The 16066-nt window shown below is 48.7% G+C and carries 17 protein-coding genes; 8 read left to right on the forward strand and 9 right to left on the reverse strand.

From position 1 onward, the window contains the following. Positions 1-5 precede the first annotated feature (5 nt). The 4 genes from IQE94_RS05950 to IQE94_RS05965 all read right to left on the reverse strand — a co-directional run bounded on the left by IQE94_RS05950 (position 6) and on the right by IQE94_RS05965 (position 3883). Positions 6-428, reverse strand: a complete 423-nt coding sequence (locus IQE94_RS05950) for a DinB family protein (RefSeq protein WP_223342906.1) — start codon at positions 426-428, stop codon at positions 6-8. A gap of 19 nt (positions 429-447) precedes the next feature. Next, a complete protein-coding gene (locus IQE94_RS05955) occupies positions 448-1596 on the reverse strand; it encodes a CO2 hydration protein (protein WP_223342907.1) in 1149 nt (382 codons plus the stop codon). 166 nt (positions 1597-1762) lie between these two features. Further along, positions 1763-3457: a pilus motility taxis protein HmpF gene (gene hmpF, locus IQE94_RS05960; protein ID WP_223342908.1), complete on the reverse strand. Its 1695-nt coding sequence runs from the start codon at positions 3455-3457 to the stop codon at positions 1763-1765. Positions 3458-3685: 228 nt separating this feature from the next. Further along, positions 3686-3883 carry a hypothetical protein gene (locus IQE94_RS05965; RefSeq protein WP_194016647.1) on the reverse strand — a complete coding sequence of 66 codons (198 nt, stop codon included), beginning with the start codon at positions 3881-3883 and terminating at the stop codon, positions 3686-3688. Between the two features lie 309 nt (positions 3884-4192). On the opposite strand from IQE94_RS05965, the gene IQE94_RS05970 reads away from it, so the two are divergent. Next, positions 4193-4471: a LapA family protein gene (locus tag IQE94_RS05970; RefSeq protein WP_223342909.1), complete on the forward strand. Its 279-nt coding sequence runs from the start codon at positions 4193-4195 to the stop codon at positions 4469-4471. Then, positions 4468-4890: a fluoride efflux transporter CrcB gene (gene crcB / locus IQE94_RS05975; RefSeq protein ID WP_212716802.1), complete on the forward strand. Its 423-nt coding sequence runs from the start codon at positions 4468-4470 to the stop codon at positions 4888-4890. Before IQE94_RS05970 ends, crcB begins: the two co-directional genes overlap by 4 nt. A 12-nt stretch (positions 4891-4902) precedes the next feature. Here the strand turns inward: crcB and IQE94_RS05980 are convergent, their stop codons facing one another. Genes IQE94_RS05980 through IQE94_RS05990 form a run of 3 tightly spaced genes read right to left on the reverse strand, consistent with a single transcriptional unit; the run spans position 4903 to position 7737 of the window. Continuing rightward, positions 4903-6147, reverse strand: coding sequence for an FAD-dependent hydroxylase (locus IQE94_RS05980; RefSeq protein WP_223342910.1), 1245 nt, complete (start codon positions 6145-6147; stop codon positions 4903-4905). A gap of 33 nt (positions 6148-6180) precedes the next feature. Continuing rightward, entirely contained in the window at positions 6181-6372 is a 192-nt protein-coding gene (locus IQE94_RS05985; RefSeq protein ID WP_223342911.1) for a hypothetical protein, read from the reverse strand. Positions 6373-6375: 3 nt separating this feature from the next. Beyond that, entirely contained in the window at positions 6376-7737 is a 1362-nt protein-coding gene (locus IQE94_RS05990; RefSeq protein ID WP_223342912.1) for a UDP-glucose/GDP-mannose dehydrogenase family protein, read from the reverse strand. Positions 7738-8283: 546 nt separating this feature from the next. On the opposite strand from IQE94_RS05990, the gene IQE94_RS05995 reads away from it, so the two are divergent. From IQE94_RS05995 to psbU, 3 genes are all read left to right on the forward strand, one after another. After that, positions 8284-8433: a hypothetical protein gene (locus tag IQE94_RS05995; RefSeq protein ID WP_212716809.1), complete on the forward strand. Its 150-nt coding sequence runs from the start codon at positions 8284-8286 to the stop codon at positions 8431-8433. A gap of 324 nt (positions 8434-8757) precedes the next feature. Beyond that, positions 8758-9255: an HNH endonuclease gene (locus IQE94_RS06000; protein ID WP_212716810.1), complete on the forward strand. Its 498-nt coding sequence runs from the start codon at positions 8758-8760 to the stop codon at positions 9253-9255. Between the two features lie 195 nt (positions 9256-9450). Next, positions 9451-9846 (forward strand): photosystem II complex extrinsic protein PsbU, encoded by a 396-nt coding sequence (gene psbU / locus IQE94_RS06005; protein ID WP_194020818.1) that lies wholly within the window; start codon positions 9451-9453, stop codon positions 9844-9846. Positions 9847-9994: 148 nt separating this feature from the next. On the opposite strand, the gene IQE94_RS06010 is transcribed toward psbU, so the two are convergent. Next, complete coding sequence (locus IQE94_RS06010) at positions 9995-12262, reverse strand: FUSC family protein (RefSeq protein ID WP_223342913.1); 2268 nt, start codon at positions 12260-12262, stop codon at positions 9995-9997. Between the two features lie 112 nt (positions 12263-12374). On the opposite strand from IQE94_RS06010, the gene IQE94_RS06015 reads away from it, so the two are divergent. The 3 genes from IQE94_RS06015 (at position 12375) to trmD (ending at position 14545) form a co-directional block, all read left to right on the forward strand. Further along, positions 12375-13460 carry an ATP-dependent 6-phosphofructokinase gene (locus tag IQE94_RS06015; protein ID WP_194016659.1) on the forward strand — a complete coding sequence of 362 codons (1086 nt, stop codon included), beginning with the start codon at positions 12375-12377 and terminating at the stop codon, positions 13458-13460. Positions 13461-13665: 205 nt separating this feature from the next. After that, a complete protein-coding gene (locus IQE94_RS06020) occupies positions 13666-13839 on the forward strand; it encodes a hypothetical protein (RefSeq protein ID WP_190598209.1) in 174 nt (57 codons plus the stop codon). 10 nt (positions 13840-13849) lie between these two features. Next, complete coding sequence (gene trmD, locus IQE94_RS06025; RefSeq protein WP_223342914.1) at positions 13850-14545, forward strand: tRNA (guanosine(37)-N1)-methyltransferase TrmD; 696 nt, start codon at positions 13850-13852, stop codon at positions 14543-14545. Between the two features lie 89 nt (positions 14546-14634). On the opposite strand, the gene IQE94_RS06030 is transcribed toward trmD, so the two are convergent. After that, on the reverse strand, positions 14635-15717 hold the full coding sequence (locus IQE94_RS06030; protein WP_223342915.1) for a Fe(3+) ABC transporter substrate-binding protein: 1083 nt from the start codon (positions 15715-15717) through the stop codon (positions 14635-14637). Between the last annotated feature and the right edge of the window lie 349 nt (positions 15718-16066).

The raw sequence follows: 16066 nt of genomic DNA on the forward strand, positions 1-16066 counted from the left end.
ATGGCTTAGAAAACTGATTGTTTCGCTATGTTGGACTTCGTGCTGTAGGAGCCACCACCATAACCTTGTCTTGCCTTGATCCCACGGAGGGGGGGAGATTGCCATACCCGTTCCACAGCAGCTCTTACGTCCCCTAAATATTGCTCAATGGCGTCCCGGTTGGGCAGGGCACAACGCTGGGCTTTGGGCAAACCATCTGCCCGGAATAGCTTTTGGTAGGCTGGGCCATGGAATCGTTCCCGTTCTGACTCCGGCAATAGCCACAGAGCTTCAGTAAAAGCGATGTGACCAAAGTGCCAATCAATGGGGCTAAAATCTGGGTGCCATTGGCGATCGCCTAGGGTCGGGGGAATGCGGTGCAACAGGCGGAGGGTTTCTGTGCGGCACCGCTTCATTGTTTGTTCAATAGTCTCAATATCTTCAACCACGGTGCTGAGGGAAAGCCGACTAATCGGCCATGGTTGATGGTTGGTTAATAATTTCTACCCGGGAAGTGAGGAAACGATTCATCCAACTTTCTAGGTAAGCCCGGTTAGCCTCCTGTTCCTCGGGATTATCGGTCTCCAGGGGATGGGGGGCCAAACCACGGATGGCGGCGGTGGTGACACAAAACATTGATTTTTGAAAACTTTCACAAATTTGCACCAATAAATCCCCTTCTTGTCGTAGGGATGCCCGATAAACCCGGTGGAGATAGTCTGGTAAAAAGTGGCGCATATCCTGCATTAACAAAGTGGGGGGAATGCCAGCTCCACCAATGGGGAGGGGATCGGCGTAGAGGGCTCCATAGGCAAACAAGCTTTGGTCCGGGGGAATTTGTCCTGCCTGGGCGTTATAGGAAATGGTGCCAGGGAAGGGGGTGCCCCGGAAAAACACTGCCTCTACATAGGGCACGGCGGTTTCCATCAAAAAAGCTAAATTGGCACTGAGGGGCAAAATATCATAGCTAGTTCCTCCCAACTCCACCCGGTAAACAATGGGACGGGCGGCATCGGCCACTAAACCGTCTTGAATATGTTGCACCACAGCGGGAATGGTTTTAATTTCTCCCCGGTCATAGCGGTCAGATAAATTCAAAAAGATATCCGCCATCACCCGCCAGAATTGACCCAAGGCGGAATAGTAGGCCATCATCCGCATTTGCTCAGGCAAAAATTCGGGAAAAATTTGATTAAGCAATTGTAGAAAGGGATTACCCTTGATTTTCGCTTTAATTAATTTTTTAACGTTGGCTTTGAATTCCGCACTATCTAGGTATTCATCCAATTTCCCCCCCCCATGCCACATCATCGCTTTCATACAATATTCTGCATATTCGTAGTTAATACGATTGTGCCACCAATGTTTCAACAGGCGATCGCCGTTGATATTACCGTTGAAATATTTAAAAAAAGGAAATAACTTCAGATACTGGGTGTGGGCAATATGTTGCAGATTGATGGAATAGGCATCGAGAATAACGCCATAGCTTTTGAGAATGCCAACCACTTCCAGCGTGTTATTCGGTGAATCCGCCAACAAGGCCTGCCCCGCCTCCAGGTTTTGAATATATTCTCTGAGGGGATGACGGGATGGGGCAAGGGAGGTTTTGGTCATAACTTCAGGACTATGGTTTCGATGGAGAAGCTCATAATAGCGCCCATTATCCCAGCAATCCAGGCCAGAATGCCAGGGGACCAAGAAATTTCTTATTTCCTCACGCCTACTCCTGTCCCCTCCCAGAAGACATGGCCAACCTCCCCAAATCCATGAAAATCGACAACTAACCACCAAATAAGAGGGTTTGGATTTCCTGCAACTGGGGTTTAATCACATCCAACTGATCCTGGAGGGGTTGCAGAGCCTCCCTTAACAAGCGAGCTTGGGCTTCCAGTGCTGCTGTCTGTTTTTGTAAATCTTCCACTTCCTGGCGATCGTTTTCAAAATTATTCTTTTTCCCGTGGTACTGCTGGTCGAGGTTGGCAATCATCGTTTCAATTTCCCCTAAACCCTGCTTAGTGGACTGCAAATCCTGTTCCAACTTGGTTTTTTCCCCTTGGAGTTTATGCTTGCGCTCTTCCAATTGTTGGATCACTGGATCCAAGTCAATGTTGGGGATACTGTCGTCAATTTCCACAATGCCCTGACGGCGACGGAGAATTTTCAAGTGTTGTAACAATACTTCCTGCCGTTCCTTGAGGTTGCGTCGCTGACCAATGAGAGTTTCATCCAGCATGCGTTTCCTTTCCTGTTCTTCGTTCAACTCCTCCTCAATGGTTAGGCGACTGTACTCATCGGCGGCGTCTAGGCGGGCCTGGATGGCGTCCACTTCTTCGCACTGCAGAGTTAACTCTTCCTCTTGGTCATTAACAAAGCGGGCCAATTTTTGCATATCCGTTTGCAATGCTTTGACCGTTTCTTCCAGTTCCCCCAGGGGCAATTGCTCCAGGTGTTGCACGTCAATTTGGTGATCTTTATTAACGCTCATCGCACCGGTGGCCAGCCGATAGAGATTGGTTTGTAAGCTTTCAGCGGCTCCAATTTCAGCTTTCAACTGGGTCAAGAGTTTTTGCCCGTTAATCACCCCCTGTTGTTCCACCGTCAGTTGCACTTTAGCTTTGGCCAACTCTTGGGCAATGGCATCTAATTCCTGCCCATGGATAGCTAATAATTCTTGTTTTTGCTGGATTAATGCCTGGTTCCTACCCAATTCCTGTTCAGTGTTGGTAACCACCTGCCAATGGTCGTTAAAGATCTGTTGTTGTTGTTCGGTGCTTTGCTGGGCATTGGCTGCGGCTTTGAATAAAGCAGGAATGGCTTCGGGGTAAGCCCCTAAGCGCTGGAGAATGCCCTGTAACACTTCCCGATTTTCAGCGCTATTTTCTAACAAACTGCCAAACTGCTGTTGGAGTTCGGCCAGTTGCTCCCTTTGCCCTTCCAATTTTTGTTGGGCTAGCTCCACCTCATATTTTTGCTGTTCTACTTGGGCAAGTTGACTGGCTCGGTCTTCAACTTCCGATTCCTTGGCTTCAATTTCCATTTCCCGCTGGCTCAGTTCCTGGAACTGAAAGGTAAGGGATTCTCGCCAACGTTCAATTTCGCTCTGTTGTTCTTTGAGTTTTTCCGAGAGACGGGACAGTTTTTGCAGTTGCCGGACTAACTCCGGTGCCGCCACTTCTGGAGTTCCTTGCAGGGAGCGACTACCACTCAGGTTTAGAATCCAAAGGGTTCCTTCTTTGGCTTCTCCCATGTCGTCAGTTTGGAAGTTTTCTTCGTTAGGCAGGGCACTCCAGGTCTGATCGCTGTGCTGACAGGCCAGAAGTTTAAACTCGGTTTTATAACCGCCTAAAAAGTTTTTGGTTTGTTTCTTAATTTCAGCCAGATAGAGCACAAGTCGTTGTCCTGAGCAGTGGAGACGATTTTGTCGGGAAAGTTCTCGCTTTATTCTAATCTTAAGCTCGCCAGTGGGCAGGGCCACAGAAAAATTTTTGGGCTACCCCCGCAGTAATTGGGCAAAAATTTGACCACACTGCTTCTATTCTGCCTCCAGCCAGGCAAAAATTGTCAAAAAAAAGGAGGTGAAGGAGATTTTCCCTCGCCTGCCGTTCGTGATAAGTGTTAAAAGACTAAGCGGACGGTCCGCCAGCGGGGATTAATTACCGGTTCATAAATCAACCAGTGCCCTTAGCCAACGGACATTTTTTGCCTAGTCCCTACAGTCATCGTCCCTGTCGCCGGGGCATTTGCCGTTATAAACAACGGTATGTTCCTCGAGACTAGAAAAAGCCGCCGTTGCCGCCGTTTCCAGGCCAATGATCATCACTAGGGCGATCGCCAAGGGGCTGGCCCAAGAGCGCACCGCCCGACGGACAGATTTGTGGGGTTTGGGATGCTGTAATTTCATCAGCTTCTCTCCTTGACACGTCCTAACACACCGAGACCAAATTAGAGCTTGACTGCTCTACTACCACCATAGGTGTCCCCCCAAGGCATGTCAGTCCCATCTTTAGGGGGATGAACATGGAAAAAAGTGGAATAGGGCAAAATCACTGGTGATTTTTTTTGCTACTGTCAACCACTGATTAATGGGATTGATGGCTCCGATACTTGGGGTTAGGGTTAGGCAAGTTATCGCAGTTGTGGTGACGGAGCAAGCTGGTTTTTGAGCTATCCTTGGGAAGTGAAACCGCCTAGGCAGGGGAGTTGGATCTGGATGCTACGTCGCATGAGTCAATTGGCGATCGCCATGGTTTTAGCGTTGGGGTTAATATCCCTGGCTTTATTGACCATCCAAAATGTCACCCCTGTGGCTCTGAGCTTTTTAACCTTGCAGTCCATTGAGATGCCGGTGGGTTTGCTGTTGGTGTTTGCAGTGGCCGGAGGATTGGTGGTGGGCAGTTTGTTAGCCCCGTTTTCCGGTGGCAGTGGGCGGCGGGGTATACCTTCCCAACAACAATTAGACCGGGAATTCGATTTTGACGATCTTGTATGAATCCTTTGTTGCAATGGTTGGGGGCCATGCCAGCTTCTTTGCGATCGCCATTGGCCATTATTTTAGGAGCTATACCAGGGGCTTTGGCCCGTTACTATGCCACTATTTTTCTGGCCAGAATTTTCGGTAACGATTTACCCTATGCCACTTTTCTAATTAATTTTTCTGGTTGTGTGGGTATGGGGTTAGTGGTGACCTTGGCAACCCAGCCGGCCTTGGTATCCCCGGATTTAAGATTACTTTTAGCGGTGGGATTTTTGGGCTCTTACACCACCTTTTCCACCTATGCCTTGGAGGTAACTTCCCTCTGGCGCACGGGGCAGTTGGCCGAGGGCATACTCTACGGCCTAGGAAGTCTAGTGATCGGGGTGATCGGTGTATTGCTGGGCAGTTTGATTGCCCATCGCCTTACCATCTAGGGCTGGGCTACTCTACTGACCCATTGAAGTTTGCCCTGTGGCCAGTTGGGGTCTGCGACCCAGTAAACCAGTCATCAAACGTAGGGCCAACTTTTTCGCCGGGGGCACTAGGCGCAACACTTCTAAGCCCAACCTCCTCAAGGCGATCGCCGGTAGCCAATGACTAGAAAAGAAACGATCCAGCAGATCGGTAAAGCCGAGGATGAGCCAATTTTCTGGTTTGCGCCAACGCTCATAACGTTTGAGCACGGCTAGAGAACCCCAATCCTCCCCTTGACCATAGGCAGTGGCAATGACCTGGGCCAACGCCGCCCCATCCCGAATACCTAAATTTAAACCCTGACCTCCGACGGGATGGCAACAGTGGGCCGCATCTCCTACCAGCGCTAAACGGGGTTGCACATAGCAATCGCTCTGCATTAGTTGCACTGGAAATAAACGACGGGCATTGACCAAACGAAATTCCCCCAGGCGATCGCCAATGCGTTGGCGCAATTCCCTAATAAAGTCTGCTTCCGTTAGGTTAATTAGGCTATGGGCTTTATGGTGGGGCATAGTCCAGACAATCTGGGCCCGGTCGCCGGGTAGGGGCAAAATCCCCATGGGGCCAGTGTCACAAAAACGCTCAAAGGCGGTGTTGTTGTCGGGGGCTTGGTGCTGAATGGTGAAAGCCACACAGGATTGCCAATATTTCCAACCCTTCGTTTTAATGCCAGCCAGGGAACGGATGCGGGAACGGGCTCCATCCGCCGCTACCAACAATTTGGTTTGTAGGGTGATTTGCTTGCCTTCCTGTTGGAGGGTGACCTGTTTGTGCTTTTCTCCCTCCGTAAAACCGATTAGCTCGGCAGGACGGAACCAGGTAATGCGGGGACATTCCTCTACACAATTTTCCAACGCCTGCAGAATGACTGGATGTTCCGCCACATGGCCCAGGGCCAATTCATTGACATCTTCCTTGGCAAAGGGGACAGTGCCTTTGTAGTTATTATCAGAAATTTGGATGCGGTCGAAATGGCCGATAGAGTCCTTGATATTTCCCCAGACCCCCAGCCCCGCTAAAATTTTGCCCGACAGCAGGGAAATGGCATAGGCTTGGGGTTTAGTTAGGGCCTGCTCCTTCGGTAACGCTTCGATAATGGCAATTTTCAGCCCCGTATGGCGCAAACCCGCCGCTAATATCAGCCCCACAACGCCTCCCCCGGCGATCGCCACATCGAATTGGTTATCAGTTATGGAAGGGGCTACGGAATTCATAGAAAAAGCAGTGGGACAATTTTTACACCGTCGTCAGTGATGGTGAAACACTTCCAGGACAAGGCATTTACCGCCATGGTTGACAACTATAATTGTATCTAATTGTAACGTTGTTTCCCTTCCCTGTCCGGGGGACGGGGTGTTGACAGAAAGTTGAACAATATTGTTACCGGGATTGAGCTGGCGATCGCCACCTTCCATCAACGCTTTAGCCGATATGGACAATAACTAACTACGACCAACCCCCAGGTAACGAAAGCCGGACTGTTGCAACTTGGCTTTGTCCAGGAAATTTCGACCATCAATGATCACCGCCTGGTGCATACGGCTGGCCAGGGCCGGAAAATCTAACTTTAAAAACTCCTGCCATTCCGTCACCAAAATTAGGGCGTCACACTGGTCTGCCAACATAGCTGGGGTCGACTCAATTTGCACCCCCGACAGCCCATGGCTTACCCCAGACTGGGAAACAATCGGGTCGTAGGCTTTTACTTTCGCCCCCAAGCGATTCAGTTGCTGAATAATGTTCAGAGCCGGAGCGTCCCGCATATCATCCGTATCGGGCTTAAAGGTCAGTCCCAACAGGCCAATCACCTTACCTTTGAGGATTTTCAACTCCTGCTGTAGTTTTTCCACCACAATCAGCCGTTGTACTTGGTTTACCTCCACCACAGCATTCAAAATTGAGGTGGTGTAGCCGTAGTCCTTAGCGGTGTGGATCAACGCCGACACATCCTTAGGAAAGCAGGAGCCCCCCCAGCCGATGCCTGCGTTGAGAAATTTACTGCCGATGCGTGAATCTAAACCAATACCCTGGGCCACTTGAGTCACATCCGCCCCCACCCGGTCACAGATATTAGCCACTTCATTGATGAAACTAATTTTGGTAGCTAAAAAAGCATTGGCTGCATACTTAATCATTTCAGCGGAACTGAGGTCAGTCATCACCACTGGTACCGGCGGCAGATCAGGGTTTTCTCCCGCCCGCCTTTCAATTAGGGGAGTGTAAAGTTCCCGCATCAAGGCCAACGCCTGGGGATTATTGCCCCCCAACACAATCCTGTCCGGGTTAAACGTATCGTAAACCGCAGACCCCTCCCGCAAAAATTCCGGGTTACTGACCACGTCAAAGTTAACGGCGATCGCCTGACCCGTCTGTTTTTGATGGGCTTCATTGCCCTCGGTGACAATCATCCGCACCCAATCCCCGGAACCAATGGGCACCGTTGATTTATTGACAATCACCCGATAACGTTCATCCAAATGCTCACCAATACTGCGGGCTACCGCTTCCACATAGCGAGTATCACTGGAGCCATCCTCGAGGGCTGGGGTGCCCACGGCAATAAAAAGAATTTCACTCTCCTGAACTCCCTTGCCCAAATCTGTGGTGAACAGCAATCGGCCGCTCTCCATATTGGCCACCATCAACTCCGATAGCCCAGGCTCATAAATGGGGGACTGACCCGCTCGCATGAGCTTGACCTTTTCTTCATTGTTATCAACGCAAATCACTTGATGACCAATGTGGGCCAGGCAAACCCCGGTGACTAAACCCACATATCCCGTTCCGATAACACAAACACGCATTGATTAGTTCTATTGAATGAATTGTTGATCAATTGCTCAGGCTGACCCGGTTCACCGAGGGCAGGAAAATAAGCCTAAGCGTAGGGGATACCTCTCCCCCTGTCAATGGACTTTACCGGTCTTTAGTTTAGTTATCCTCAACATTTCTCAATCAATTCAGCAGTGAATACATGATCTACCAAGCTGGTCAATTAAGGAGAAAATATAGGGCTAGGTCAAATAAAATTTTTACGTGCAGGACAACTATAAAGTAACTATGATAACCATCTAAGCAAGTATGCATCGTTTGCAAAAAATGGGTTGAGCAATAAAAAATTGTCCGGTAGTATGGTTTAAAACCTTAACCTAATTTGAAAATATATTAAGAAATCCTCATTTAACTTGTTTTTCATTGGATAATTAAGGCAAGAGGAAAGCCAGGGGGCAGGGAAATAAGCCAAATGATAACCTAGTCCTGGTTCATTAAACCAGAGAGCCAGAACCTCCCCATTTTCTCAAATTTGCCCACAAGACAACTGTTGAGTTTCCCCAATAGGGACGGAGGTTATGATGAAATTAAATCAAATGTTACAGGATCTGGTGCAGTATTTTACCGAAGCATTTGCCAGGGTTTTTGGCCCTTCCGACGACCAATATCCTAACGTTGGTGTTCAACCTTTTGAAGGCGAAATTTTGGTTAAAAATACCGAAGAATAGTCCATTTTTGACTAACAAATATCCCCGATAATTAGCTCCGTCTATCCTATGCCCCCCTGACTTTGTGCTGTTGGGGGTATGCTTTTGGGTCAGGACAAAATTCTTCCATGGTGACTAACTGGCTCAGAGTCCTAGTTTATCTACTAGAATTTCGGCAATGCCGGGGGAATTTGCTCTATTTTCCTGCCAAACTTGGGATAATCAGCGGGATTTTTAAACACTCCCTAGGACAGTGGCGAGAGAATTTTAGGTTTTGCAGATACTTCATGAATCCTAAAAGCTGATTGTGCTAGCATCTAGGGAAAAATTCAGCGATGGCAGACCATGGCTAAGGTTTTAGTCCTCAACGCTTCCTATGAACCTTTAAACATTACCCATTGGCAACGGGCAGTGGTGTTACTGCTGAAAGACAAGGCCGAAGCTCTGGAAAATAACGGCAAGCTGATCTATGCTAATTTCCCCCTGCCATCGGTGATCCGCTTGCGCCAATATATTAAGGTTCCCTACAAAGAAATCCCCCTTACCCGTCGTAATGTGCTAGAGCGAGATCGCCATACTTGCCAGTATTGTAACTACAAGGGAGAACAACTCACCCTAGACCATATTATTCCCCGTTCCAGGGGCGGGGGCGACAGTTGGGAAAACCTGGTCACTGCCTGTGTTCGCTGTAATATCAAAAAGGGTAACCGTACCCCCAGGGAAGCACAAATGTCCCTGAATTATACTCCCCGGCGTCCTTACAGCGGTTTGCTGTTTGAAATTATTAAACATACCCGCAATGACCGCAACCATGAATGGCGAAAATATGTGATTGGTATTTAATCTCTCCAAGGGTTAAACCAACCGCAAACCTAATAAGTATAATTACTCAGTCAATCCAGGGAAGATGGTCAGCAGTGCCCCAAGAATATACAATCTATTGTAATTAGCGCTGGTTTGACCTGCCAAAATCGGCGCAGTTGGCATAATTTTCTTAGATAGTAACAATTCATTGCCTTGGTTTATAGGAGACAATTCATGAAATTTATTTCCCGCCTACTGGTCGCGTGCAGCTTATTGATTGGACTGATGGGTTTTTTGGGAGCGGATTTGGCCCAGGCCCTTACCCCCAATCCTCTGTTGGCTGAACTGAACGCTGTGGATGCTAAATTGACCACGGATTTTGGCCAAAAAATTGATTTAAATAATAGTGATATTCGGGACTTTCGTAACCTGCGGGGTTTTTATCCCAACTTGGCCAGCAAAATCATCGAAAATGCTCCCTACGATACGGTAGAGGAAGTTTTGGATATGCCTGGTTTAAGCGAAACCCAAAAAAGCCGCTTGGAAGCCAATTTGGGTAGTTTCACCGTCACTGAACCTAGCATTGAGCTGATCTCCGGCGACGACCGCATTAATCCAGGGGTTTACTAAAACTCCCACTGTTCCACTGATTGCTATCCAGCCATTGCCTAGATCCGGCTGAGATGGAACAGTTATTGACTTTTCCAACCTCCATGAATATCTACACCACTCTGAACGTTGCATTGTTTGGGGTGGTTTTTGATTTTGCCTACAGTTTTTAACTGGGCTGACTTTTCAGTTTGATCCCATGGGTCAGGTCGGGGCAGTCGGTGAATCTGGCGATCGCCGAGTGGATCGTTTCTAGACGTTGGTAAATCTGCTGGCATTCCTCCACCACCAGGTTAAAGTCATTTAAATAACGGCGGATGGGGGTATTGCCCTGTTGCTGACCAATTTCCGCAATTCTTTGGGCCTGGTAATGCTGATGATAATCTCGGATTTGTTTTAAGGTTTCCGCTATGGGGGGCAACGCTTCCGGTGGGGACTGATTTTCCAGGGAAAGGCGTAAATCGGTTAAACTTTGCTCAACTTGGGTTGTAAACAGTTCCATGGCAGGGGGAGGATTGCTGCCGGAGCTATTTTCCAAATGACTGATCAATACTCGAAAACCCCGACTTAACCGGGCTAAATAGTTAGTGGTAGTCAAGGCTGGTTCCTTTTTTTCCAGAGGAGTACTGGGGTCATTGATGAAACGGTCTAGGGCAATTTGCATGCCGGTGGCGGCCAACCTGCTCTGATTGCGGACTCTTTCTGCTTCTTGCTGATCAATGGGGCCTTGCCCCAACAGGGCCGGGGTTAACTGTTGAAAGTAAGCTTCTAAATTGACAATCATTTTGACCCCAGCTTGGGTGAAACGAAAACGTTCCGACTGCCGCAAAAAACTGAACCCCAACACCAGGGCGATTGCACTGCCAATAAGGGTACAGACCAAGCGGGACGCCAGGGCATACTCCGTGGGGACTTCGGGCACAATGGCCTTGAGAATTAAGGCAAACGCTGTGATAAAAAAGACCGCCACACTATAGTGAAATCTCAGCAGGGAAGTACCCAGGGCGATCGCCAAAATACCGAGCAAACTAAGGGTATGGGGATCTTGCACCAGTTTGAGGGCAATGGACATGACCAACACCCCCAACAGAGTGCCCACCAGACGGTTGGATAGGCGCTGGAAAGTCAAGCTAAAGTCCGGCTTGAGTACAAAAATCAGGGTTAAAACAATCCAAAAACCGTAGGGAATGCGGGTAATTTGGGCAATCAATACCCCTGCCATGCCACCGATCGCCAACCGTAAACCATGGCGAAACAGGGGAGAGTTGAGCTGAAAATTATTTTTGAGGGGTTCCCACCAAGGCGTAAAGGCTGGGGTTGAAAATCCTTCATCATCGGGCCCTTCCCCTAGGTGAAACAACCGGGGATTTTCCAGTAGTTGGGCCATTTGAATGGTTTGGGATAATTGACTGGTCAGGTTTTCTAAATGGGTAACTAGTTGGGTAACAGTGGCCAGGCTATTATAGTCAGCAAAATCTTCTGTTAGGGCCTGTTTTTGTAAGGTTTGTTGTTGTTGTAAAGCTTGCAGTAATAGTTGCAGACGGTTCGTATTGGGAAGGCACCGCTTTCCCATCACCATCTGGGCCAAATCCAAACAAATATCTCCCAGCGCACTAATGGCATCCTCCATCAAAATTTGTACTGTTTGCAATTGGGGCAAATTGTGAAAGTTGATAATTTCACTCAGTAACATCAGGGGCTTATTCAAACGTTCTGTATGTTCAATCAGTACCAGCAACAACTCCCGTAATTTACTCTGGCCCCACAGATACCGCTGGCTCTCCACTAAAGCTTGACGGGATTTGAGCAGATTTTGTCTTAGTTGCACCACCAGGGACTGGGCCTTGGGGTCATCTTGGTCAAAGCTTGATGCTGCCATAGCTTTGAGATAATTGCCCAAAATGACATAGTTATTAGCCACCATTTGCCGTAAAGGTTGATTGGGGCGGAAGGGCCAAATGACGATGGCTAACACCAAACCCCATAGGCCGCCGATCGCCAGGGAAATAAGTTCAAAAGAATCAGCACTAGCATTTTGGGAGCCCAACAGGAAAGCAAAACTGCTGACTACTCCCACCATGCCCCCCTGTTCTCCATACACCGTCAAATAACCAGAAATGAATAGTACTAAAATCGTCGCCATCAAACTGATTCCGCCATGATCCCCTACCACCATGCCCACCATCATGGCGATCGCCGCTCCAATCCAAGCTCCCAAAATAGTTTTCAAGCGAACCGAGTACAGTCCCCCCACGTCGGCCAACAGGATTAACTGAGAAGCTAAACCGACGCCTAAACCAAGCTGAGGATCACCAAAAACCAGGCCAGCCAAGTAGGGCACCGCCATGCCGCAAAAAGTCCGAATGCCCCTACCCCAATCAATGGTGCCATTGGTACGGGCTAAAAAAGCAAGGCGTTGACGGAGTTTAGCCAGCATCAGTTAAAAATTAGTTAAGAATCGAGGACAATTTTAAGAATTCTCACAATTTAGTTCCCCGTTCCAACTTTGCCTCTACAAATAAATCAGCAACCACTTTGCAGGAACAACCATGGGGGAAATTAAACGCATTGGTATTTTAACCAGTGGAGGAGACTGTGCCGGACTAAACGCCGTGATCCGCTCCGTGGTACACCATGCCATTGGCACCTATGGTTGGGAGGTTGTTGGCATTCAGGAAGCAACCCAGGGACTAATGGAAAATCCTCCCAAGGCGATCGCCCTGCACCGGGACAACATTGACCATTTGTTAATGATGGGGGGTACTTTTTTAGGCACCACTAATAAGGGTGATCCGTTCGCTTTTCCCATGGGGGACGGCACGGTAAAGGACCGCACAGAAGATATTATTGCCGGTTATCGCCAGTTGGGATTGGATGCGTTAATTGGCATTGGTGGGGATGGCAGTTTGGCCATTTTGCGCCGCATTGCCCAACAGGGGGGCATTAACCTGGTGGGAATTCCCAAAACCATTGACAACGACGTGGGGGCTACCGAAATCTCCATTGGCTTCGACACCGCCACCAACATTGCCACCGAAGCCTTGGACCGCCTCCATTTCACCGCCGCTAGCCACAACCGGGTCATGGTGCTGGAAGTGATGGGTAGGGATGCGGGGCACATTGCCCTAGCCGCTGGCATTGGGGGGGGAGCAGACATTATCCTCATTCCCGAAATTCCCTACCGCATTGAAAGTGTGTGCAACAAAATTCGCCAACGCCAAGCCCAGGGAAAAAACTTTTGCCTGGTGATGGTGTCGGAAGCGGTACGCACGGAATTAGGAGATCAGGTCAAACAAATCCAACAATTTGGCGAAGACCGCTACGGTGGCATTGGTAAATACATTGCGGAACAAATTGCCCAACGCACCGGGGCAGAAACCAGGGTGACTGTACTGGGGCATATCCAACGAGGGGGCATTCCTTCCCCCTTCGATCGCCTGTTGGGCAGTGTGTTTGGGGTGGCGGCGGTGGACCTAATTGCGGAGGGTAAATTTGACCACATGGTGGCCTGGCGTAATCGTCAAACCATTAGTGTACCCATTGAAGAAGCGATCCAAACCTATCAAACGGTGGAGTTGGATGGGGCACTGGTCAAAACCGCCCGGGGATTGGGCATTTGCCTAGGCAATGATTAATGATTAGCCCAACTAGGGGCAGTATGGGGGAATTTTTTCCAGTGAGGGGAAATAATTGTAAAGAAATATGGAGGATGTTAAAGCTTAGTTGCGAAAACCGTTGTTTTTCTCCCCTCTTCCCCAAGGGGGTGATAACTTGTAAGACGAAAATTTTTCGATAACTTTAACAAATTTAACCAATAAATAAGGGTGGGGGTTAGAGGTTATGTTTGATCGTCCCAACAAAGATTTGATTAGTGCTGGTTTAGTTTCTGCTCTGGGAGCCGGCATTGTGACTTCCTTTGCAGTTAATCAGGGGCAAGACCCTTTGGTTGCTTTGATGATCACGGCGATCGCCAGTGTTTGTGGTATGGTGTGTCACCAGTTTGATCTAATTTGATTTGCCCTCTGTGCAGTTTGACGTTCTCACCCTATTCCCTGATTTTTTCACTTCTCCCCTGCAATCTAGCCTCCTGGGTAAGGCCCTAGAAAAGGCGATCGCCAGCGTTAATTTGATTAACCCCAGGGATTTCACCACGGATAAACATCGCCGGGTGGACGATGAACCCTACGGCGGTGGCGTGGGTATGGTGATTAAGCCAGAGCCAATTTTTGCGGCGGTGGAATCGTTACCAATACTGCCAAAACGGGAAGTAATTTTGCTCACTCCCCAGGGACAACCCATGAACCAGGCTTTATTTCGGGAGTTGACGGATTATGACCAACTGGTGCTGATCTGTGGCCACTATGAAGGGGTGGATGAACGGGTTTGCCAACTGGTGACCAGGGAAGTTTCCCTCGGAGATTTTGTCCTCACCTGTGGCGAAATTCCCGCCCTCACTTTGATCAATGGTGTCACCCGTTTACTGCCCGGCACCGTGGGCAAAGAAGCCTCCCTAATCGCCGAAAGTTTTAGCACCGACCTGTTGGACTATCCCCACTACACCAGACCACCAGTATTTCGGGGCTTGGCTGTCCCCCCAGTGTTACTTTCAGGCAACCATCAGGCGATCGCCCAGTGGAGATTAGAGCAACAGGAGGAACGTACCCAACAGAGGCGGCCAGACCTATGGCAGAAGTGGCAAAATCAGTCGCCTTCCCCATGAGGGGTAAACGACAACCCAATCACAATGGTTAAGGGATAAATCAACAGAGCAGATTCTTTCCTCAACCATTGCGACTAGATCCTAGGACACTACTTCCAGCCCGCTTCGTTCATGATTTTGGTGGCGGGAGCGAGGGCTGGGCCCAACTTATCCAAATTGGTGGTGTCGGACTTAAATTCCCCAAAGGAAGCCACGGACTTGTTCAGGGGAACCCCAGCCAAAACAGGATATTCGTAGTTATTTTGGGCTAAAAAGGCCTGGGCCGGTTCACTGACCAAAAATTCAATGAATTTAACCGCCCCTTCCCGGTTAGGAGCCGTTTTCACTACCCCCACACCGCTGACATTGACGTGGGCGCCCCGCCCTTCTTGGTTGGGAAAGAATACACCGACATTTTCGGCGATCGCCTTTTTGGCCGGATCTTCGCTTTCCAGCAGTCGCCCCATGTAATAGGTATTGGCTAAGGTTAAATCCGCTTCCCCGGAGGACACCGCTTCGATTTGGGCCGTGTCATTGCCCTGGGGTTCCCTGGCAAAGTTACTGACAAAACCTTTGGCCCATTCCAAAGTGGACTGTTCCCCATCGGCCACTATCAATGACGCCACCAGGGATTGATTATATTCATTGCTGGAGGAACGGATAATCACCCGGCCTTTCCATTTCGGATCCGCCAGATCTTCGTAGGTGGACAGCTCCTCTGGTTTAACTTTGGCTTTGTTATACATAATCACCCGAGCCCGCTTGGTGAAGCCAAACCACATCCCATCTGGAGAGCGGAGATATTCCGGGATGCTGGTCTGTAAAATTTCGCTTTCCACCGGCTGAAAAATGCCATCTTCTTCCGCTCGCCATAAACGGGCCAAATCCACCGTGAGTAGCACATCCGCTGGGCTATTGGCTCCTTCGGACTTAATTCGTTCTAGCAGTTCGTCTGCCTTACCTTCAATCAGGTTAACTTTGATGCCCGTTTCTTCGGTGAATTTGGCGTAGAGTTCGTTATCGGTGTTGTAGTGCCGGGATGAATATAAATTGATCTCCTGCTGTTCCCCTGGTGTGTCGGCGATCGGGGCATCGGGGGATTGACCACAGCTACTGAGCAACTGGGAACCCACTACAACAGTGAACGCGGTTCCAATGGACAAAAACAAGCGACGGGATAATTTCTGGACCATGGTGGCTAAATCTTCTCACTCCTCTAATAAAAGTAATTCTCAATAATTTTATCAGCAGTGGAGATATATTTAGTGATTTTTCTGATTGTTTGGTTAGGCGATCGGCTAAATACTATAAATAAGTCCTATTATTTTGTCCTTAAAATCTGAGAGAAAAAATTCCTTTGACTGGGGATGGAGAGACTAAGGCTTTTATTTTGCACTACTTTCGCAGATTAGGAAGAGAAATTTAACTGATTCTAAACTTTAGCAAAGATCCTCTTTTTCCTTGGTTGTGATAGCCTGAGCTGATAGAAAGCCTTATTCACTAACAGAATTAATTATTAATAATGTAGGCAAGCAAAATCCC

The sequence above is a fragment of the Synechocystis sp. PCC 7339 genome (genome assembly GCF_019924095.1).
Lineage (GTDB): Bacteria > Cyanobacteriota > Cyanobacteriia > Cyanobacteriales > Microcystaceae > Synechocystis.

Coding starts and splice junctions, on each gene's coding strand:
- IQE94_RS05955 (WP_223342907.1), bottom strand. CDS start 1,596: ATGACCAAAACCTCCCTTGCCCCATCCCGTCATCCCCTCAGAGAATAT.
- IQE94_RS05965 (WP_194016647.1), bottom strand. CDS start 3,883: ATGAAATTACAGCATCCCAAACCCCACAAATCTGTCCGTCGGGCGGTG.
- IQE94_RS06030 (WP_223342915.1), bottom strand. CDS start 15,717: ATGGTCCAGAAATTATCCCGTCGCTTGTTTTTGTCCATTGGAACCGCG.
- IQE94_RS06020 (WP_190598209.1), top strand. CDS start 13,666: ATGTTTGATCGTCCCAACAAAGATTTGATTAGTGCTGGTTTAGTTTCT.
- IQE94_RS05980 (WP_223342910.1), bottom strand. CDS start 6,147: ATGAATTCCGTAGCCCCTTCCATAACTGATAACCAATTCGATGTGGCG.
- IQE94_RS06000 (WP_212716810.1), top strand. CDS start 8,758: ATGGCTAAGGTTTTAGTCCTCAACGCTTCCTATGAACCTTTAAACATT.
- IQE94_RS05970 (WP_223342909.1), top strand. CDS start 4,193: ATGCTACGTCGCATGAGTCAATTGGCGATCGCCATGGTTTTAGCGTTG.
- IQE94_RS06015 (WP_194016659.1), top strand. CDS start 12,375: ATGGGGGAAATTAAACGCATTGGTATTTTAACCAGTGGAGGAGACTGT.
- IQE94_RS05990 (WP_223342912.1), bottom strand. CDS start 7,737: ATGCGTGTTTGTGTTATCGGAACGGGATATGTGGGTTTAGTCACCGGG.
- IQE94_RS05995 (WP_212716809.1), top strand. CDS start 8,284: ATGATGAAATTAAATCAAATGTTACAGGATCTGGTGCAGTATTTTACC.
- crcB (WP_212716802.1), top strand. CDS start 4,468: ATGAATCCTTTGTTGCAATGGTTGGGGGCCATGCCAGCTTCTTTGCGA.
- IQE94_RS06010 (WP_223342913.1), bottom strand. CDS start 12,262: ATGCTGGCTAAACTCCGTCAACGCCTTGCTTTTTTAGCCCGTACCAAT.
- psbU (WP_194020818.1), top strand. CDS start 9,451: ATGAAATTTATTTCCCGCCTACTGGTCGCGTGCAGCTTATTGATTGGA.